The sequence below is a fragment of the Pseudomonas putida genome (genome assembly GCF_050990305.1).
GTDB lineage: Bacteria > Pseudomonadota > Gammaproteobacteria > Pseudomonadales > Pseudomonadaceae > Aquipseudomonas > Aquipseudomonas putida_AH.
In genome coordinates, this window is the sequence record NZ_CP158817.1 from 4,260,798 (window position 1) to 4,279,814 (window position 19,017).

General features: G+C 60.0%; 15 protein-coding genes and 1 pseudogene. 10 read left to right on the forward strand and 6 right to left on the reverse strand.

The window, feature by feature from the left end:
• The first annotated feature begins 182 nt into the window (after window positions 1–182).
• Window positions 183–1,523, forward strand: coding sequence for a substrate-binding domain-containing protein (locus ABTV22_RS19120; RefSeq protein WP_433736061.1), 1,341 nt, complete (start codon window positions 183–185; stop codon window positions 1,521–1,523).
• A gap of 141 nt (window positions 1,524–1,664) precedes the next feature.
• Here the strand turns inward: ABTV22_RS19120 and ABTV22_RS19125 are convergent, their stop codons facing one another.
• Window positions 1,665–2,894: an acyl-CoA dehydrogenase gene (locus tag ABTV22_RS19125; protein WP_433736062.1), complete on the reverse strand. Its 1,230-nt coding sequence runs from the start codon at window positions 2,892–2,894 to the stop codon at window positions 1,665–1,667.
• Window positions 2,895–3,070: 176 nt separating this feature from the next.
• On the opposite strand from ABTV22_RS19125, the gene ABTV22_RS19130 reads away from it, so the two are divergent.
• The 3 genes from ABTV22_RS19130 (at window position 3,071) to ABTV22_RS19140 (ending at window position 5,656) form a co-directional block, all read left to right on the forward strand.
• Entirely contained in the window at window positions 3,071–4,000 is a 930-nt protein-coding gene (locus ABTV22_RS19130) for a LysR family transcriptional regulator (RefSeq protein ID WP_433736063.1), read from the forward strand.
• A 207-nt stretch (window positions 4,001–4,207) separates the two neighbouring features.
• On the forward strand, window positions 4,208–4,609 hold the full coding sequence (locus ABTV22_RS19135) for a MerR family transcriptional regulator (protein WP_433736064.1): 402 nt from the start codon (window positions 4,208–4,210) through the stop codon (window positions 4,607–4,609).
• A gap of 147 nt (window positions 4,610–4,756) precedes the next feature.
• Window positions 4,757–5,656, forward strand: a complete 900-nt coding sequence (locus ABTV22_RS19140; RefSeq protein WP_433736065.1) for a hydroxymethylglutaryl-CoA lyase — start codon at window positions 4,757–4,759, stop codon at window positions 5,654–5,656.
• A gap of 664 nt (window positions 5,657–6,320) precedes the next feature.
• Here ABTV22_RS19140 and ABTV22_RS19145 read toward each other — a convergent pair.
• Window positions 6,321–8,015, reverse strand: coding sequence for an AMP-binding protein (locus tag ABTV22_RS19145; RefSeq protein WP_433736066.1), 1,695 nt, complete (start codon window positions 8,013–8,015; stop codon window positions 6,321–6,323).
• Between the two features lie 363 nt (window positions 8,016–8,378).
• On the opposite strand from ABTV22_RS19145, the gene ABTV22_RS19150 reads away from it, so the two are divergent.
• The 4 genes from ABTV22_RS19150 to ABTV22_RS19165 all read left to right on the forward strand — a co-directional run bounded on the left by ABTV22_RS19150 (window position 8,379) and on the right by ABTV22_RS19165 (window position 14,071).
• A complete protein-coding gene (locus ABTV22_RS19150) occupies window positions 8,379–9,542 on the forward strand; it encodes an isovaleryl-CoA dehydrogenase (RefSeq protein WP_433736067.1) in 1,164 nt (387 codons plus the stop codon).
• A gap of 12 nt (window positions 9,543–9,554) precedes the next feature.
• Entirely contained in the window at window positions 9,555–11,162 is a 1,608-nt protein-coding gene (locus tag ABTV22_RS19155) for a carboxyl transferase domain-containing protein (protein ID WP_433736068.1), read from the forward strand.
• 138 nt (window positions 11,163–11,300) lie between these two features.
• Window positions 11,301–12,116, forward strand: a complete 816-nt coding sequence (locus ABTV22_RS19160; RefSeq protein WP_433736069.1) for a gamma-carboxygeranoyl-CoA hydratase — start codon at window positions 11,301–11,303, stop codon at window positions 12,114–12,116.
• Entirely contained in the window at window positions 12,116–14,071 is a 1,956-nt protein-coding gene (locus ABTV22_RS19165) for an acetyl/propionyl/methylcrotonyl-CoA carboxylase subunit alpha (RefSeq protein WP_433736070.1), read from the forward strand. Before ABTV22_RS19160 ends, ABTV22_RS19165 begins: the two co-directional genes overlap by 1 nt.
• A 39-nt stretch (window positions 14,072–14,110) precedes the next feature.
• Here the strand turns inward: ABTV22_RS19165 and ABTV22_RS19170 are convergent, their stop codons facing one another.
• On the reverse strand, window positions 14,111–14,749 hold the full coding sequence (locus tag ABTV22_RS19170) for a LexA family protein (protein ID WP_433736071.1): 639 nt from the start codon (window positions 14,747–14,749) through the stop codon (window positions 14,111–14,113).
• Between the two features lie 129 nt (window positions 14,750–14,878).
• Here ABTV22_RS19170 and ABTV22_RS19175 point away from each other — a divergent pair, with 129 nt between their 5' ends.
• Window positions 14,879–15,220: a DUF6124 family protein gene (locus ABTV22_RS19175; protein WP_433736072.1), complete on the forward strand. Its 342-nt coding sequence runs from the start codon at window positions 14,879–14,881 to the stop codon at window positions 15,218–15,220.
• Window positions 15,221–15,729: 509 nt separating this feature from the next.
• Here the strand turns inward: ABTV22_RS19175 and ABTV22_RS19180 are convergent.
• Window positions 15,730–15,873: pseudogene (locus ABTV22_RS19180) on the reverse strand (hypothetical protein); the annotation flags it as partial.
• 213 nt (window positions 15,874–16,086) lie between these two features.
• On the opposite strand from ABTV22_RS19180, the gene ABTV22_RS19185 reads away from it, so the two are divergent.
• Complete coding sequence (locus tag ABTV22_RS19185) at window positions 16,087–17,235, forward strand: M14 family metallopeptidase (protein WP_433741452.1); 1,149 nt, start codon at window positions 16,087–16,089, stop codon at window positions 17,233–17,235.
• Between the two features lie 100 nt (window positions 17,236–17,335).
• On the opposite strand, the gene ABTV22_RS19190 is transcribed toward ABTV22_RS19185, so the two are convergent.
• Both ABTV22_RS19190 and ABTV22_RS19195 read right to left on the reverse strand, forming a co-directional pair.
• Window positions 17,336–17,881, reverse strand: a complete 546-nt coding sequence (locus tag ABTV22_RS19190; protein ID WP_433736073.1) for a cytochrome b — start codon at window positions 17,879–17,881, stop codon at window positions 17,336–17,338.
• Window positions 17,878–18,954 carry a catalase family peroxidase gene (locus ABTV22_RS19195; protein WP_433736074.1) on the reverse strand — a complete coding sequence of 359 codons (1,077 nt, stop codon included), beginning with the start codon at window positions 18,952–18,954 and terminating at the stop codon, window positions 17,878–17,880. The genes ABTV22_RS19190 and ABTV22_RS19195 overlap by 4 nt, the downstream gene beginning before the upstream one ends.
• Window positions 18,955–19,017 lie beyond the last annotated feature (63 nt).

The following is a 19,017-nucleotide window of genomic DNA, read 5'->3' on the forward strand; positions in this document are numbered from 1 at the left end:
CTGCTCTACAGTTGAACGGGGGCAAGCTCCCTCACCAGACATTCCGCTACGCCCTTCCTCAGGTTTTCGTCGAATGTGTGACCACCTTCATCTTGAGCAGGCACCCCACCCAAAACTGTCATCTTTCAGAAACCTTACTGACTTAATCTCCCCGCACCTCATTCACTCTGTAAGGTGCCGGCATGACGCTGCGTGGTTTATTCCTGTTGATGCTCTGCGCATGCCTGCCGCTGACGGTCTCGGCTAGCGATTTGCCGATACCCGCACAGGGCCCGGTGCTGCGCATCCAGGGCTCCAACACCATCGGCGCGGCGTTGGGGCCGGCGCTGGTGGAAGGTTTGCTGCGCCAACAGGGGCTTGCCAATGTGCACCGCGAGTCTGCGGACATCGCCAATGAACTGCGAATCGTCGGTGAATCCGGCCAGGGTCGCCGGGTCGAGGTAGAGCTGGCGGCTCATGGTTCCAGCACCGGGTTCGGCGCATTGAAAAACGGCAGCGCCGATCTCGCGGCGTCTTCGCGTCCGATCAAGGACAGTGAATTAGTCAGTCTCCAATCCCTGGGCGACCTGAAAAGTCCTGGCGCCGAACAGGTGATTGCCATCGACGGCCTGGCAATCATTCTTCACCCGCAAAATCCGCTGGGCCAACTCGATACCGTGCAACTGGCGCGCATTTTCAGTGGCGAAGTCAAAACCTGGGAAGAACTCGGCGGCAGCGGCGGACCGATTCATCTGTATGCGCGCGATGATCAGTCCGGCACCTACGACACCTTCAAAGAACTGGTGCTCAGCGGTCAAGGGAAAACCCTGAGCAGCACCGCGAAACGCTTCGAATCCAGCGAGCAATTATCCGATGCAGTCAGCCTCGACCGGCAAGGCATTGGCTTCATTGGCCTACCCTACGTGCGCCAGGCCAAAGCCGTAGCGATTGTCGATGGCCAATCCCAGGCGATGCTGCCGCTCAATAGCCTGATTGCGACCGAAGATTATCCGTTGTCCCGACGCTTGTTCCTTTACTTGCCGCCTAGTGGGAAAAATCCTTGGGCCGAGGCGCTGGTCGCCTTCGCCCAAAGCCCCCAGGGCCAGGCGATTGTGGCCGCCAACGGTTTTATCGCTCAGACCGTGCAGGCCATGGCCGTCACACCCAATGCGCTGATGCCAGAGGGTTATCAGGGGCTCAGCCGTCACGCCCAGCGACTGACGGTGAACTTTCGCTTCGAAGAAGGCAGCGCCAGCCTCGACAACAAGGCCCGACAGGATCTGTCGCGGGTGCTCGACTATATAAAGCAGCACGACAAGAACGATCGGCGGGTCACGCTGGTGGGCTTTGGCGATGCCAAGAGCGACCCTGCACGTGCTGACCTGTTGTCGAAACTGCGGGCCATGGCGGTAAGGCGGGAGCTGGTGAAAAACGGTGTGGTGTTGCGTGAGGTGCGCGGCTTCGGCGCCGAAATGCCGGTAGCCGCCAACAGCGAAGATGAAGGGCGGATCAAGAATCGGCGGGTTGAGGTTTGGGTGTATTGAATTGAACTGGTGACCAATGTGGCGAGGGGATTTATCCCCGTTGGGTTGCGTAGCAGCCCCAAAAAATGGGACGGCTGCGCCGTCCAACGGGGATAAATCCCCTCGCCACAGAGAATCACTCAATACAGAAACTGCATCCTTTCACTGCCCGCTACGCATCATCTCTTTGGGCACGTACTTGCCGATCTCGAATTTGCCGATCGCCGCGCGGTGTACTTCGTCCGGGCCGTCGGCCAGACGCAGGGTGCGCTGCATGGCATACATGTAGGCCAGCGGGAAATCGTTCGACACCCCTGCCCCGCCATGGATCTGGATCGCCCGGTCGATCACCCGCAGGGCCACATTCGGCGCCACCACCTTGATCTGCGCGATTTCACTCTTGGCCACTTTGTTGCCAACGGTGTCCATCATGTACGCCGCTTTCAACGTCAGCAGGCGAGCCATGTCGATCTCCATCCGCGAGTCGGCGATCTTGTCGATGTTGCCGCCCAGCCGGGCCAAAGGCTTGCCGAATGCCGTACGACTCACCGAGCGCTTGCACATCAACTCCAGCGCGCGCTCGGCCATGCCGATCGAACGCATGCAGTGGTGAATCCGGCCCGGACCGAGACGACCCTGGGCGATCTCGAAGCCGCGCCCTTCACCCAGCAGGACGTTTTCGTACGGCACCCGCACGTTGTCGAACACGACTTCGGCGTGACCGTGGGGCGCGTCGTCATAGCCAAACACTGGCAATGGACGCACGATCTTCACGCCGGGGGTATCGACCGGCACCAGAATCATCGAGTGCTGGGCATGGCGCGGTGCATCCGGGTTGCTCAGGCCCATGAAGATCAGAATCTTGCAGCGTGGGTCACAGGCGCCGGAGGTCCACCACTTCTTGCCGTTGATCAGCCACTCATCGCCATCGCGCTCCGCGCGGGCCGCCATGTTGGTGGCATCGGAGGACGCCACGTCCGGTTCGGTCATGGCGAACGCCGAGCGGATCTCGCCGCGCAGCAGCGGTTCCAGCCAGCGCTGTTTCTGCTCTTCGTTGGCGTAGCGCACCAACACTTCCATGTTGCCGGTGTCCGGTGCCGAGCAGTTAAACGGCTCGGGACCGAGCAGCGAACGCCCCATGATTTCCGCCAGTGGCGCGTATTCAAGGTTGGTCAGCCCGGCGCCGAGTTCCGACTCAGGCAGAAACAAATTCCACAGGCCCTCAGCCTTGGCCTTGAGTTTGAGTTCTTCCATGATCGCCGTCGGCTGCCAGCGATCGCCCTCGGCGACCTGGCGCTCGAACACGGCTTCGGCGGGATACACGTAGGTGTCCATGAACGCGGTCACGCGCTCGCGCAGTTCCTGAACCTTGGGCGAATAAGCGAAATCCATGAGCAGATACCTTCTTGGGGGAGGTTGTTTAGATCATGCAATCGATGCTAGAACAGCTACGAAAATTTACCTAGCCTATTCTCGGCGTGTATTAACATTCATCACCGATATATGATCGGCTGATTGCCAAGACCTCCGGGTCCGATCAAAAAGCCCTAATAACAAGAGTGCAGCGCATGAATCTGAGCAAGGTCGATCTCAACCTTTTCATCGTCTTCGACGCGATCTACACCGAAGCCAACCTGACCCGCGCCGGGCAGATCGTCGGTATCACCCAGCCCGCGGTATCCAACGCCCTGGCCCGCCTGCGCGAGACCTTCAACGACCCGCTGTTCGTGCGCACAGCCCAGGGCATGGTGCCGACGCCCATGGCCCAGAACATCATCGGCCCGGTGCGTAACGCGCTCTCGCTGCTGCGGGTGTCGGTGCAGGAAAGCCGCATTTTCAACCCGCAGCAGGCGGTCAAAACTTACCGCATCAGCATGACCGACCTCACCGAGGCGGTGATCCTGCCGCCGCTGTTCCAGCGCCTGCGCCGCCTGGCACCGACGGTGATCATCGAAAGCTTCCTGTCCAAACGCCGCGAAACCACCAAGGAACTGGCGGCCGGCCGCCTGGACTTCGCGGTCGATGCGCCGCTCAACACTGACCCGCAAGTACGCCACGTCAAGTTGATGGAAGACCGCTACGTGTGCGCCATGCGAAAGGGCCACCCGCTGGCGGGCAAAGAAAAACTCTCGCTGGATGACTACTTGGGCCTGACCCACATCCATATTTCCAGCCGTCGCAGTGGCCTGGGCTATGTTGACCTGGCGCTGGGCAAGATGGGCATCCAGCGCAAGATCGCCCTGCGCTCCCAGCATTACCTGATGGCCTCGCAAGTGCTGCAGCAGACAGACATGGTCATGACCGTGCCGGAACGCTTCGCCCGTCGCAACGACCTGCACGCCTTTTATCTGCCGGTCAACGATGTGCCGCCGGTGGAAACGCACCTCTACTGGCACGAAAGCACTGACCAGGACCCGGCCAACCGCTGGATGCGCGAGCAGATGATCGAGTTGTGCCAGCAGGTGACGGCGCAGGAGAGGAAGCTGGAGAAGGTGTAGGTAAGTCTCTGCACCGCATCATCGTTCTTCGCGGGCAAGCCTCGCTCCTACAGTTTTGTGCCGATCACCCGGATGCGAACCACACAAAACCTGTAGGAGCGAGGCTTGCCCGCGAAGAGGCCCGTAACGACACTGAAAACCCCTGCCCCTTGACGTAAACGTCAACCTGCCTTTAGCTTAGCGCCATGACCTTTCGTGAGCGCTTCCATGAGCAGCCAGACCTACAGTATTTCCGACCTCGCCCGTGAGCTCGACATCACCACCCGGGCCATTCGCTTCTATGAAGAACAAGGCCTGCTCAGTCCGGAGCGCCGTGGTCAGGAGCGTATCTATTCGCCCCGTGACAAAGTCAGCCTGAAGCTGATCTTGCGGGGCAAGCGCATCGGCTTTTCCCTGGCCGAATGCCGCGAGCTGATCGAGCTCTACGACCCCTCCAGCGGTAACACCAAGCAACTGCACAGCATGCTGGCAAAAATCAGCGAACGCCGGGCACAGCTGGAGCAGCAAATGCTGGACATCGAACAGATGAAACTGGAGCTTGATACGGCGGAAGAACGCTGTGTGCAGGCGCTGGAGCAAACGATCAAAAACCAGGAATCAGTACAGTAGATCCACACAATACCCTGTGGGAGCGGGCTTGCCCGCGATGGCGGAGGGTCGGTCAACATACAAGTTGAATGTGCTGGCCTCATCGCGGGCAAGCCCGCTCCCACAAGGTTCTGCGAACATTCAGACAATAAGAACAGGTCCAATCCCATGTCCCTCCCCACCCACGTACGCCTTGTCGAAGTCGGCCCGCGCGACGGCCTGCAAAACGAAGCCCAACCCATCAGCGTCGCCGACAAGGTGCAACTGGTCGACGCGCTCACGGCGGCGGGCCTGGGCTATATAGAAGTCGGCAGTTTCGTGTCCCCCAAATGGGTACCGCAGATGGCGGGCTCGGCCGATGTCTTCGCGCAGATCCAGCGCAAGCCCGGCGTCACCTATGGCGCACTCGCGCCCAACCTGCGCGGCTTTGAAGACGCCCTCGCCTGCGGGGTCAAGGAAGTCGCGGTGTTCGCTGCCGCGTCCGAAGCCTTTTCCCAACGCAACATCAATTGCTCGATCAGCGAAAGCCTGGAGCGTTTCGTGCCGATCATGGACGCGGCCAAGCAGCATGGCGTAACGGTGCGCGGTTACGTGTCCTGCGTGCTGGGCTGCCCTTATGAAGGCCAGGTCGCACCCGAACAGGTAGCCATGGTTGCTCGCGAGCTCTACGCGATGGGCTGCTACGAGGTCTCGTTGGGCGACACCATCGGCACGGGCACCGCTGGCGCCACCCGCAGGATGTTCGAAGTGGTCTCGGCCGATGTACCGCGAGAAAAACTGGCCGGGCATTTCCACGACACCTATGGCCAGGCCATGGCCAACATCTACGCCAGCCTGCTGGAAGGTATCTCGGTGTTCGATAGCTCCATTGCCGGCCTGGGTGGCTGCCCTTACGCCAAGGGCGCCAGCGGTAACGTCGCCACCGAAGACGTGGTGTACCTGCTCAACGGCCTGGGTATCAAAACCGGAATCGACCTGGACGCCCTGATCCTGGCCGGCCAGCAAATTTGTACAGTGCTGGGGCGCCCGACCGGTTCACGCGTGGCCAAGGCCCGTAGCGCACACTGAGTGTGCGGATGTGTCCGGGTGTTACCGCCCACACTGAAAACGTGGGCGGAAGCGAGTAACACGGAAACAAATTGTCAGGGATTCCCTGAGAGAAAAATCCTACAAAATATTAAGTTGTTGATTTTAAAGGGTTTTTAAAAGTTGGCACGGCTTCTGCTATCTCTATGGCATAACAAGAATAAAAAATTGTGACACACCTAATAAAAACAAGACGTAACGACTCTGACATAACAAAAACAACACGGCAGAGACGCAGCTAACAGATTTTTTTGGAGAAGATGTGCTTTTCAGGGTGCTTTTCGAAGTCACCCGCAACCGGGCAGAGAACAATAAAACTACCTTCAGGTAGCTCCCGAACTGGTTGGATCGCTCAGCGAGAAAGTAGATCAGCGCTCAAAAAAATACGTTTGCTCTTGATCCCGAGTGGGGATCGCCAAAAACAGCGGTAAAGGGCAACGGTTGCCAAAAACAAAAACAGACCGCCCCTCAATAATAAAAAAGAGCACGCGCAACGACAAAATTAAAGGGGAGCTTCGGCTCCCCTTTGTGCTGTCTGGCGTTTGTGAAAAGCAGGAAAGACCAAATTCCTGTAGGGGCTGTCGAGTGAAACGAGGCTGCGATCTTTTCAGAAGCAAGGTCAAAAGATCGCAGCCTTCGGCAGCTCCTACAGTTTCGCCTTCAGGTCCTCGATGCTGATCTCGCGCATGCGGAATTTCTGGATCTTGCCGGTTACGGTCATCGGGAACTCATCCACGAACTTGAAGTAACGCGGCGTCTTGAAGTGCGCAATGCGCTCCTTGCACCAGGCTTGCAGCTCCTGCTCGGTGGCGCTGTGGCCGGGGTGGAACTTGATCCAGGCGACGATCTCTTCGCCGTAGCGCGAACACGGAATACCAATCACCTGCACATCAGCCACCGCCGGGTGGGTAAAGAAGAACTCTTCCAGCTCCCGTGGGTAAATATTCTCACCGCCACGGATGATCATGTCCTTGTTGCGCCCAGCAATGCACACATACCCCTCTTCGTTCATGCTCGCCAAGTCACCGGTGTGCATCCAGCCCGCCTGGTCTATCGCTTCGGCGGTACCTTGCGGGTTGTTCCAGTAACCGAGCATCACGCTGTAACCGCGTGTGCAGAGTTCGCCGATGGTGCCACGGGGCACCGGGTTGCCCGCCTCGTCGATGATCTTGCTTTCAAGCTGTGGCTGAGTGCGGCCCACAGTGGTGACGCGCAATTCCAGATCGTCTGACGGCCCCGTCTGCAATGACACCGGGCTGGTTTCCGTCATGCCGTAGGCAATCTGCACTTCACTCATGTGCATTTCATTGATGACCCGGCGCATCACTTCGATCGGGCAGGTCGCGCCGGCCATGATTCCGGTGCGCAGGCTCGACAGGTCGAATTCGGCACGCTGCGGCTGATCGAGCATGGCGATGAACATGGTCGGCACGCCGTAAAGCGCCGTAGCTTTTTCTTCGGCGACGGTGTTCAGGGTCAGCAGCGGATCGAAGGCATCGTTAGGGTAAATCATGGTGCTGCCGTGGGTGATGCAGCCCAGGTTGCCCATGACCATGCCAAAGCAGTGGTACAGCGGCACCGGGATCACCAGACGATCGGCGGCGGTCAGGCCAAGGCTTTCACCCACCATGTAACCGTTATTGAGAATGTTGTAGTGACTGAGGGTCGCGCCTTTGGGGAAACCGGTGGTGCCGGAGGTGTACTGAATGTTCACCGCCTGATCGAAATGCAGACTGTCCTGACGTTCACGCAGTTGCTCGACCGACACGCTGCCAGCCAGATCGGCCAATTGCGACCACGGCAGGAAGCCACTTGGCGGTTGCGAATCCAGGCTGATGACACCCCGCAGGTCCGGCAGGCGTTCGCTCTGCAACTTGCCAATGGCGTGCTCGGCCAGTTCCGGCGCCAGGCCTTGCAACATGGCGTGATAGTTGGAGGTCTTGAAGGCCCCAGCGCACACCAACCACTGACAGCCGGATTGCTTCAGCACGTACTCAAGTTCAGAACTGCGGTAAGCCGGGTTGATGTTGACCAGGATCACGCCGATCTTCGCGCTGGCGATCTGGCTGATGCACCACTGGGCACAGTTCGGCGCCCAAATGCCGAGCCGGTCACCGGTCTGCATGCCCAGCGCCAGCATTGCCCTGGCGTGCAGGTCCGCCGCCTCCGCCAGTTGCCGCCAGGTGTAGCGCAACTGCTGATGGCGCACGACCAGCGCCTCCCCGTTCGGGTACTGCGCGACTGTGTTATCGAACGCCTGGCCAATGGTCATCGCCAGCAAGGCTTTGTCCTGGGAACCACGGGTGTAGCTGCGTTGCGGGTTTGCACTGGGTTGATCCATGACGACCCCTATTGTCTTTATTTATGGGCTGTTCGCGGTCATCTGCAGGAGAGGGCTTTTGTGGCGAGGGGATTTTTCCCCGTTCGGCTGCGAAGCAGTCGCGAATCCAGCGAATGCGGTCCATCTGATGCACCGCAATCACCGGCTCAGGGCCGCTTCGCGACCCAACGGGGATAAATCCCCTCACCACAGTTCACTCCCACAGAGTTCGTCCGCGCTCTATCTTGAACTGCCCCTACTGTCGCTCAAGTTGACGTTAACGTAAAGGGTGATTGACAGCCATTCGTCACAGGCTTACGTTAACGTAAAGGTGAGAATCGATTGACCGTCTCATCAACCGACAAAAAAGCCAAAAGGTGACCCATGAGCTACCCATCCCTGAATTTTGCCCTCGGTGAAACCATCGACATGCTGCGCGATCAGGTTCAGTCCTTCGTCGCCAAAGAGATCGCCCCCCGCGCCGCTCAGATCGACAGCGATAACCTGTTCCCCGCCGACCTGTGGCGCAAGTTCGGCGACATGGGCCTGCTGGGCATTACCGTACCGGAAGAGTACGGTGGCGCTGGCCTGGGTTACCTGGCTCACGTGGTGGTGATGGAAGAAATCAGCCGCGGCTCGGCCTCCGTTGCCCTGTCTTACGGCGCGCATTCCAACCTCTGCGTCAACCAGATCAACCGCAACGGTAACCACGAGCAAAAATCCAAATACCTGCCGAAACTGATCAGCGGCGAGCACATTGGCGCACTGGCCATGAGCGAGCCGAATGCTGGTTCCGACGTGGTTTCGATGAAACTGCGCGCGGACAAACGCGGCGATAAATACGTGCTCAACGGCAGCAAGACCTGGATCACCAACGGTCCGGACGCCAACACCTATGTGATCTACGCCAAGACCGACCTGGAAAAGGGTCCGCACGGCATCACCGCCTTCATCGTCGAGCGCGACTGGAAAGGCTTCAGCCGCAGCAACAAGTTCGACAAGCTGGGCATGCGCGGCTCGAACACCTGCGAGCTGTTTTTCGATGACGTCGAAGTGCCGGAAGAAAACATCCTCGGCACGCTCAACGGCGGCGTGAAAGTGCTGATGAGCGGCCTCGACTACGAGCGCGTCGTGCTCTCCGGTGGCCCGACCGGGATCATGCAGGCCTGCATGGACCTGATCGTGCCGTACATCCACGACCGCAAGCAGTTCGGCCAAAGCATCGGCGAGTTCCAGCTGATCCAGGGCAAGGTCGCGGACATGTACACCCAGCTCAACGCCAGCCGCGCCTACCTGTACGCCGTGGCCCAAGCGTGCGAGCGCAACGAAACCGCGCGCAAGGACGCCGCCGGCGTGATCCTCTACAGCGCCGAACGCGCCACGCAAATGGCCCTCGACGCGATCCAGATTCTCGGCGGTAACGGTTACATCAACGAATTCCCGGCCGGTCGTCTACTGCGTGACGCCAAGCTGTACGAAATCGGTGCCGGCACCAGTGAGATCCGTCGCATGCTGATCGGTCGCGAACTGTTCAACGAAACCCGCTAAACGGAGCTGCCCATGGCTACCCTGCATACCCAGCTCAACCCCCGTTCAGCGGAGTTCGCCGCCAACAGCGCGGCGATGCTCAAGCAGGTCGACGCGCTGCACACCCTGCTCGCCCAAGTGGCGCAAGGTGGCGGTCCGAAGGCTCAGGAACGCCACACGTCGCGGGGCAAGTTGCTGCCGCGCGAGCGCATCAATCGCTTGCTCGATCCGGGCTCGCCGTTTCTGGAGATGAGCCAGCTGGCGGCCTACGAGGTGTATGGCGAAGACGTGCCCGCCGCCGGTGTGATTGCCGGTATCGGCCGCGTGGAAGGCATCGAGTGCATGATCGTCGCCAACGATGCCACGGTAAAAGGCGGTTCCTACTACCCACTGACCGTGAAAAAACACCTTCGCGCCCAGACCATTGCCCAGCAGAACCGCCTGCCGTGCATCTATCTGGTTGACTCTGGTGGCGCCAACCTGCCGCGTCAGGATGAAGTGTTTCCCGACCGCGAACACTTCGGTCGGATCTTCTTCAACCAGGCCAATATGAGCGCCATGGGCATCCCGCAGATCGCCGTGGTCATGGGTTCCTGCACCGCTGGTGGCGCTTATGTACCGGCGATGGCCGACGAAACCATCATGGTGCGCGAGCAAGCGACGATTTTCCTTGCCGGTCCGCCGCTGGTGAAAGCCGCGACCGGGGAAGTGGTCAGCGCCGAAGACCTGGGCGGTGCCGACGTGCACTGCAAGATTTCCGGAGTGGCCGACCATTACGCCGAAAGCGATGAACATGCCCTGGCCCTGGCCCGCCGCAGCGTCGCCAACCTCAATTGGCGCAAGCTCGGCGACGTGCAACAACGCGCACCCATCGCCCCGCTCTATAGCAGCGACGAGTTGTACGGCGTGGTGCCGGCAGACGCCAAGCAGCCGTTCGACGTGCGCGAAGTGATTGCGCGGCTGGTGGACGGCTCGGTGTTCGACGAGTTCAAGGCACTGTTCGGGACCACACTGGTGTGCGGCTTTGCTTACCTGCACGGTTACCCGATCGCGATCTTGGCCAACAACGGCATCCTGTTTGCCGAAGCTGCGCAGAAAGGCGCGCACTTCATCGAACTGGCCTGCCAGCGCGGCATCCCGTTGCTGTTCCTGCAAAACATCACCGGCTTCATGGTCGGTCAGAAGTACGAAGCCGGTGGCATCGCCAAGCACGGCGCGAAACTGGTGACCGCCGTGGCCTGCGCCAAGGTGCCGAAATTCACTGTGATCATCGGCGGCAGCTTCGGCGCCGGTAACTACGGCATGTGCGGCCGGGCATACGATCCACGCTTCCTGTGGATGTGGCCGAATGCCCGGATCGGCGTGATGGGTGCCGAACAGGCGGCCGGCGTGCTGGTGCAGGTCAAGCGCGAACAGGCCGAACGCAGTGGCCAGGGTTTCAGCGCCGAGCAGGAAGCGCAGATCAAGCAACCGATCCTCGACCAGTACGAAGAGCAGGGCCACCCCTACTATTCCAGCGCTCGCTTGTGGGACGACGGCGTCATTGACCCGGCCCAGACCCGAGATGTCCTGGGCCTGGCCTTGTCGGCATCGCTGAACGCGCCAATCGAACCGAGCCGCTTCGGCGTGTTCCGGATGTGATCTGGATCTCTGTAGGAGCGAGCACGCTCGCGATGGTCGTCAACGATAACGCTGCAAAGCTGACACCCAGCGGCGCCTTCAAGGCCATCGCGAGCATGCTCGCTCCTACAGGTCAAAGACCGTGGAGAACGGAAGAATATGAGCGACTTCAACACCCTCGAACTGCTGGCCGACCCAAGGGGCTTTGCAACCTTGTGGCTCAGCCGCGAAGAAAAGAACAACGCGTTCAACGCCGAAATGATCCGCGAGTTGATCCTGGCGCTTGACCAGGTCTCCAGCGATCCAAACCTGCGTTTCCTGCTGGTGCGCGGTCGCGGCAAGCACTTCAGCGCAGGCGCAGACCTTGCGTGGATGCAGCAATCGGCCGAACTCGATTACCACACCAACCTCGACGACGCCCGGGAACTGGCGGAGTTGATGTACAACCTGGCCAAACTGAAAATCCCGACCCTGGCGGTGGTGCAAGGTGCAGCCTTCGGTGGTGCGTTGGGCCTGATCAGTTGCTGCGACATGGCCATCGGTGTCGATGACGCGCAGTTCTGTTTGTCGGAAGTGCGCATCGGCCTGGCACCGGCGGTGATCAGCCCGTTCGTAGTGCAAGCCATCGGCGAACGCGCGACGCGGCGCTATGCCTTGACTGCTGAACGCTTCAGCGGACAACGGGCACGGGAATTGGGTCTGTTGTCGGAAAGCTATCCAGCCTCCGAGCTGGAACAGAGAGTCGAGCAGTGGATCGACAACCTGCTGCTCAACAGCCCGGCAGCCATGCGTGCCAGCAAGGACTTGCTGCGTGAAGTCGGCGACGGCTCGCTACTCCCGGCCCTGCGTCGCTACACCGAAAACGCCATCGCCCGCATCCGCGTCAGCCCCGAAGGCCAGGAAGGCCTGCGCGCCTTTCTGCAAAAACGTCCGCCGAGCTGGCAAGCCGAAATCACCCCCAAGGAGTCGCGTTGATGAGCGCCCCCGTCCTCACTACCCTGCTGGTGGCCAACCGCGGCGAAATCGCCTGCCGCGTGATGCGCACCGCCAAGTCCCTGGGACTGACCACCGTCGCCGTGCACAGCGCCACCGACCGTGATGCGCGGCACAGCCGCGAAGCCGACATTCGTGTCGATCTCGGCGGCAGTAAAGCGGCTGACAGCTACCTGCAAATCGACAAGCTGATCGCCGCCGCCAAAGCCAGTGGCGCCCAGGCAATCCACCCCGGTTATGGCTTTCTGTCGGAGAACGCCGGGTTCGCCCGCGCGATCGAAGCGGCCGGCCTGATTTTCCTTGGCCCACCCGCCTCAGCCATCGACGCCATGGGCAGCAAGTCTGCGGCCAAAGCCCTGATGGAAACCGCCGGGGTGCCGCTGGTGCCCGGTTATCACGGCGAGGCGCAAGACCTCGATACTTTCCGCGCGGCCTGTGAACGCATCGGTTACCCGGTGCTGCTCAAGGCCACGGCCGGTGGCGGCGGCAAGGGCATGAAGGTAGTCGAGGATGTTAGCCAGTTGGCCGAAGCCCTGGCCTCGGCCCAGCGTGAAGCCCTTTCATCGTTCGGCGATTCGCGGATGCTGGTGGAGAAATACCTGCTCAAGCCGCGCCACGTGGAAATCCAGGTGTTCGCCGACCAACACGGCAATTGCCTGTACCTCAACGAACGGGACTGCTCGATTCAGCGTCGCCACCAGAAAGTCGTCGAAGAAGCGCCGGCCCCCGGCCTGAGCCCCGAACTGCGTCGTGCCATGGGCGAAGCCGCCGTGCGCTCGGCACAAGCCATCGGTTATGTCGGCGCCGGCACCGTGGAATTTTTGCTGGATGCCCGTGGTGAGTTCTTCTTCATGGAGATGAACACACGCCTGCAGGTCGAACACCCGGTCACCGAAGCCATCACTGGCCTCGACCTGGTGGCGTGGCAGATCCGCGTGGCCCGTGGCGAAGCGTTGCCGATGACTCAGGAACAAGTGCCACTGATCGGCCATGCAATTGAAGTTCGGTTGTATGCCGAAGACCCGGGCAATGACTTCCTGCCAGCCACCGGGCGTCTGGAGCTCTATCGCGAATCCGCACCGGGCGCAGGTCGCCGGGTGGACAGCGGTGTCGAAGAAGGCGACGAGATCTCGCCGTTCTACGACCCGATGCTCGGCAAGCTGATTGCCTGGGGCGAGGACCGTGAACAGGCACGTTTGCGGCTGCTGAGCATGCTCGATGAATTTGCCATCGGCGGGCTGAAGACCAACATTAACTTCCTGCGCCGGATCATTGCGCATCCAGCGTTTGCTTCAGCCGAACTGGATACCGGGTTTATCCCGCGCTATCAGGAACAACTGCTGCCGGCTCCGTCCGAACTCAGCGACGCATTCTGGCAAGCCGCCGCCCAGGCGTTTGCCCAGAGCCAGCTTCGTTCACCCCGCGCCGATGACCTGAGCTCGCCTTGGGCCAACAGCAACGGCTTGCGTGCCGGACTGCCTTCGGAAATCACCCTGCACCTGAGCTGTGAAGGCCAGGACCGCGCCTTGACCCTGGGTGCACCGGCTGCCCACAGCGGGCAACTCAAGGGTGAACAGTTGTTGACCGAACACGACGGCGTACGCCGCCAGCATCGGGCGATTCGTCGCGGTGACTACCTGTACCTGCAATGGGACGGCGAACTGCGCCGCATCGAGTCCTACGACCCGATCAGCGCCGTAGAAGCCAGTCACAGCCATCACGGCGGGCTGACCGCGCCCATGAACGGCAGCATCGTGCGTGTATTGGTGGAGGCCGGGCAGACGGTCGAAGCCGGGGCACAACTGGTGGTGCTCGAAGCGATGAAGATGGAGCACAGCATTCGCGCGCCCCACGCTGGTGTGATCAAGGCGCTGTATTGCCAGGAAGGCGAGATGGTCAGCGAAGGCAGTGCGTTGGTCGAGCTGGAAGAAGCCTGAAATGAAGATCGGTCCTACGCGCTGCCAGGACCGATCTGATCAGAATTTGGCTGTCGCCTGAACCACCACGCCGATGATTCGGCATTGCTCGGTGTACAGGGCTTTCGGATAAGTCGGATTGAGCGGGACCAGGTAACGCTGCCCGCCCTCTTCGATCAACTTGCGAAAAACCGCTTCGCTGCTGTCCGGCCATTGCGCGATAACCAGTTTGCCTGGCACCGCCTCCACGTCCGGATCCACCAGGATCAACATGCCCTCGGCGATACTCAGGCCAATGGGTGCGGTCATCGCATCGCCGGTGACCGTCAGCCAGAAGGCCGCCCCCTGAGCGTGATAGTCGGACAGTTCGAAACGATACTGCCCTTGCTCACCATCGCGCACCTCACAGGTTTCCCGCCAATCACTGACCGGGTAGCGAAAATACGGGTTGTACTTTTGCGCCAGGGAAACCTCATCGTCCTGTGAGTCCACCGGCTCGCGGATCACCAGCGCCACCTCGAGAAAGTCCATGCCCAGCGCTTTCAGCACGCGATTCATGTCGTCGATACCCGGCTCACGACGTTTATTGAGCCAGTGGCCCACGCCCCCCTGGGACATCCCGAGGCGGTCGGCGAGTATCTCTTGAGTGATTTTGAGTTCACTCATCTTGGCCTTGACCAATTCAATCCATTTATCCATGTGCGGCACGATACGTGGTGGACTCCGGCCATCAAAACACAAATTGTAGTATTTCATTTAATGCAATAAATACAGATCGTACTAGCATGAACTCACGGATCTGAACCTGTCACGGAGCTTGCCACCATCATGACCCACCCCGCCAACGAACTGCCTGATATACAAATCGACACCTCACTCACCTCCCCCCAGGGCTCGGCCGCCGCCCAGCGCGCACTGGACTATTACTTGAAGCCGGCTGATCCAGAGGAAGGGGTCGAGACGCGTTTCTTTGATGTGAACCGTAACATCAGCTGCGAGGAAGCGCTGGTCCATGCCTCGGACCTGCTGCGTTGTGCGGCCGCCACGGCCATCGAGTCAGCCAACCACTTGCAGGGCTCGAGCCGGAATCTGGCGTTTTCGACGGTGCATATGATCGACATGGCCAAAGCCATGGTGGACTGTTCACTGGAGAGGCATCCGCACGGTTAGAGCGGGATGCGAATAACGGACTGGAAATGAATTTTCCAATCGCGCAGGTAAAATCGTTTGACTTGCAAACGAGAATGATTATTATTGCATCAGCTGGTCGCGAGATCAGTCGATGGACCAAGGGACCTTAGGTCGGTCTCCTGGACTATCTCCTCATCAGGCTAATCACGGTTTTTGACCCGGCTTTTTGCCGGGTCTTTTTTTGCCAGTTTTCTGGCTTATAGCTTCAGGCTAATGAAGTCTTTGGGTGCCGCAAATTCGATGGCGCGGATGATATCAAAAGAATATTTGTTGGCAAGAGAAGCCGTTGGTCATAAAGGCAAACCAATGGCAGATAGCACTTGAGAATCAATCGCATAATCTCTAATCTGCCTACGCGTCAAGGAGGACGCCCCCTTGTCTGCACTGTAGGAGCGAGCTTGCTCGCGATGAACCCCTGAACGCCACGGGGCATCAGGCACCCAGCGTTATCGTTAACGACCATCGCGAGCAGGCTCGCTCCTACAAGCTCAATACACCGCGATAGACGATTCCGTCCGCGGCTCTGTCCCTCCATAAAGCACACCGGTTTCAGGATCGCGCTGGATGATTTGTCCACGGCCATAACGAGTCAGGTCACAGGCAACCATCACCGCGTGCCCGCGGCGCATCAAGGGCAGCTTTTGGGTTGCCCCAGGCTGTCACCAGAGCGCTACAAAAGAATGCGGGTGGTCACACGACTGATCGCTATGCTGTGACAGTGAACTTTGCGGCAAAGCGTGAGCAGCGGATCAAATTCGCACCAGGACGGTGAAGCGTTTTTCTGCGCTCCTAACCCCCTGCTCATGCGTGTACAGTAGCCGCCATAAAAATCTTGATCAGGAACCCTGACCGTGGCTAAAACTCTCGACATCACTGCCAATTTCGACAGCGGCAACATCCAGGTGATCGATGTCAGCGACCCGCTCAAACCCTTGCTGGCCATTCGTCCCGATACCAAAAGCGCCCACTTTCAATGGTTCCACTTCAAGGCCAGCGGCCTGCACGTTGGCCAGGAGCACTGGTTTCGCCTGACCAATGCCAGCCAGTCTTCCTACAACAAAGCCTGGACGGGTTATCAGGCCCGGGCTTCTTACGATCACGTCAACTGGTTCCAGGTCCCGACCATTTTCGAAGGCGACTGCTTGCGCTTTTGCCTTGAAGCCGAGCAGACCCACGCCTGGTTCGCCTACTTCGAACCCTACAGCCGTGGTCGCCACGACTGGCTGATCGAGCAGGCGCTGACCAAGGCCGGCGCCGAACTGCTGGCCACCGGCAAGAGCATCGAAGGTCGTGACATTCAGCTGTTGCGCAAAGGCACGGGGGCCGAAGGCCAGCGCAAAGTGTGGATCATTGCCCAGCAACATCCGGGCGAACATATGGCCGAGTGGTTCATGGAAGGCGTGATCGAGCGCCTGGAACACCACGACGACCCAGTGCTCAATAAATTGCTGGCCAGCGCCGACCTGTACCTGGTGCCGAACATGAACCCGGACGGCGCCTTCCACGGACACCTGCGCACCAACGCCATGGGCCAGGACCTGAACCGCGCCTGGCAGAACGCCAGTCCGGAAATCAGCCCGGAAGTGTTTTTCGTCCAACAGCAGATGGAAAAGTACGGCGTCGACATGTTCATCGATGCCCACGGTGATGAAGAAATCCCCCACGTCTTCACCGCCGCTTGCGAAGGCAATCCGGGCTACACGCCTCGGATCGAAAAACTCGAAGAGCACTTTCGCAACCACCTGAAGAAAACCACCAAGGACTTCCAGACCAAGTACGGCTACACCCGCGACGAACCGGGCCAGGCCAACATGACCCTGGCCTGCAACGCCGTGGGCCAGAAGTACGACTGCCTGTCCCTGACCCTGGAAATGCCGTTCAAGGATCACGACGATCATCCGAACGCGGAGACTGGCTGGTCGGGCAAGCGTTCCAAGCAGTTGGGCAAGGATGTGTTGACCACGGTTGCCGAGATGGTCGACAGCTTGCGATGATCACCCTTTAGATCAAAAGATCGCAGCCTGCGGCAGCTCCTACAGATGTACACCTGTAGGAGCTGCCGCAGGCTGCGATCTTTTGTTGTTCAGGCCACGATTAACCGCGATCCTTGCCCCGCAACATGCTGTCCAGCACGCCATCTCGGCGCACCCAACCATGGAACAACGCCGCCGCCAAATGCAGCAGCACCGTCAAGAACAGCAAATACGCCAGATACCCATGGGCCTTGCGCAGGAACGCGAATACCTGAGCGTTCGCCGACACAATCGAGGGCAGTTGCAACGAACTGCTGATCATCACCGGTTCACCGGACGCAGAAATCATCGCCCAACCCAACAATGGCAAAATCAGCATTAAGGCATACAGCAGTACATGGGAAGCCTTGGCTGCCAGCGCCTGCCAACCCGGCAGATCGGCAGGTAACGGCGGCTGTTGCGTGGAGAAACGCACCACAAGACGCACGATCACCAACAACAGAATCGCCACGCCCAAAGGCTTGTGCAGGTGGATCAGCCATTCATGACGCTCGGAAACCGAAGCAACCATGCCCGCGCCGATGAACAACATAGCGATGATCATCAGCGCCATCAGCCAGTGCAGCAGGCGCGCCAAAGGAGCGAAATGGTTCGGATGGGCGCTCATTGCTTGGCCTCCTGTTTGGCGGCGGGTAACTGGCTGACTTCGCTGGTGCGACGCAGGTAAGACGTGGCGTAGGCGGCGGAACGCGCGGCCAGCAATGGATCGTCGGAACCCTCGATGCCGGCGGGCAACACCAGCGGGTCGTAGTTGATATCGCGGCACTCTCCACTGAGTTGCGGCTGGATGCTTTCCAGCACCAGGGTGCCGGCGTTCAGCACCTTGCGCCCTTCGGGCCAGGCCTTGCTGGCGTCGTTGACCGGGTCACCGGGGTTGGCCAGGGTGATCATCAACTGCCAGCGCAATGGGCCGGCGCCGATACGCTGTACCAGGTCCTTCTCGAGGAAGTCTGCACCCTCTGGTGCGGTCGCCCCCGGCGCATCCTTAGCCTGCGGCACCATGTTCCAGCGCACCGCCTGCTTTTGCCCGGTGGCGTTGACCAGGTAAAACGCGTTGACGCTGTTATAGGTTTCCGTCACGTAACTGGCTGAAGGTTTCGCGGTTTTGACCCAAGCCAGGAACGGCCCGGCTTCCGGGTGTGAACCGAAGAATGCCGGCACAGCTGCCGGGTCCGGTTTGCCGGTCGCGGGCAGCGGCGACTGCGCCTGCTGCAACTGATAGAACGCCTCGGGCGTGCCCACCGGGAACACCGGCATGCTGTTCATCCCGGTTCGCCACTGTTGGCCGTTGGCCTGGGTGAAACGCAACGCCATACTGCGGATCGGTACAGCGCTATCCGGCGCGTAGGGATTGCCCGGCGGCAACGCCAAGCGGCCGACCACCGGCGTGCGTGCTTCATTGAAGACCTGCGCAGTGGAATAACTGCGCGCCTCGCCACTGCTCTCGAAATGGCCGATCACGCACACGCCCTTGGCGTGATTACGCCGGAATCCAGGGTGCACGCCGTTGTTGGTTTCCAACACGTTGATCAGTTTTTTCGGGGTCAACCGCTGTGGGTCGAGGGTGCCGTTGACGTAGGCAAACGCCCCGGCCACGGCGGCGACGACCACGGCGATGCCCGCCAGACGCACGATCAGACTGGCAGCACTCAAGGGTGGCGGTGATGATCGATCTACCATGAAAGACTCCAGGGCCATCGGCCACAAAGTGAGAAGAATCAGGCAGACGCACCGCACAACGGT

What these genes read in the sequence shown, in the direction of transcription:
- ABTV22_RS19135 (WP_433736064.1), top strand. Translation starts at nt 4,208, where the DNA reads ATGAGCAGCCAGACCTACAGTATTTCCGACCTCGCCCGTGAGCTCGAC.
- ABTV22_RS19150 (WP_433736067.1), top strand. Translation starts at nt 8,379, where the DNA reads ATGAGCTACCCATCCCTGAATTTTGCCCTCGGTGAAACCATCGACATG.
- ABTV22_RS19160 (WP_433736069.1), top strand. Translation starts at nt 11,301, where the DNA reads ATGAGCGACTTCAACACCCTCGAACTGCTGGCCGACCCAAGGGGCTTT.
- ABTV22_RS19145 (WP_433736066.1), bottom strand. Translation starts at nt 8,015, where the DNA reads ATGGATCAACCCAGTGCAAACCCGCAACGCAGCTACACCCGTGGTTCC.
- ABTV22_RS19155 (WP_433736068.1), top strand. Translation starts at nt 9,555, where the DNA reads ATGGCTACCCTGCATACCCAGCTCAACCCCCGTTCAGCGGAGTTCGCC.
- ABTV22_RS19175 (WP_433736072.1), top strand. Translation starts at nt 14,879, where the DNA reads ATGACCCACCCCGCCAACGAACTGCCTGATATACAAATCGACACCTCA.
- ABTV22_RS19140 (WP_433736065.1), top strand. Translation starts at nt 4,757, where the DNA reads ATGTCCCTCCCCACCCACGTACGCCTTGTCGAAGTCGGCCCGCGCGAC.
- ABTV22_RS19190 (WP_433736073.1), bottom strand. Translation starts at nt 17,881, where the DNA reads ATGAGCGCCCATCCGAACCATTTCGCTCCTTTGGCGCGCCTGCTGCAC.
- ABTV22_RS19125 (WP_433736062.1), bottom strand. Translation starts at nt 2,894, where the DNA reads ATGGATTTCGCTTATTCGCCCAAGGTTCAGGAACTGCGCGAGCGCGTG.
- ABTV22_RS19120 (WP_433736061.1), top strand. Translation starts at nt 183, where the DNA reads ATGACGCTGCGTGGTTTATTCCTGTTGATGCTCTGCGCATGCCTGCCG.
- ABTV22_RS19170 (WP_433736071.1), bottom strand. Translation starts at nt 14,749, where the DNA reads ATGGATAAATGGATTGAATTGGTCAAGGCCAAGATGAGTGAACTCAAA.
- ABTV22_RS19165 (WP_433736070.1), top strand. Translation starts at nt 12,116, where the DNA reads ATGAGCGCCCCCGTCCTCACTACCCTGCTGGTGGCCAACCGCGGCGAA.
- ABTV22_RS19130 (WP_433736063.1), top strand. Translation starts at nt 3,071, where the DNA reads ATGAATCTGAGCAAGGTCGATCTCAACCTTTTCATCGTCTTCGACGCG.
- ABTV22_RS19195 (WP_433736074.1), bottom strand. Translation starts at nt 18,954, where the DNA reads ATGGTAGATCGATCATCACCGCCACCCTTGAGTGCTGCCAGTCTGATC.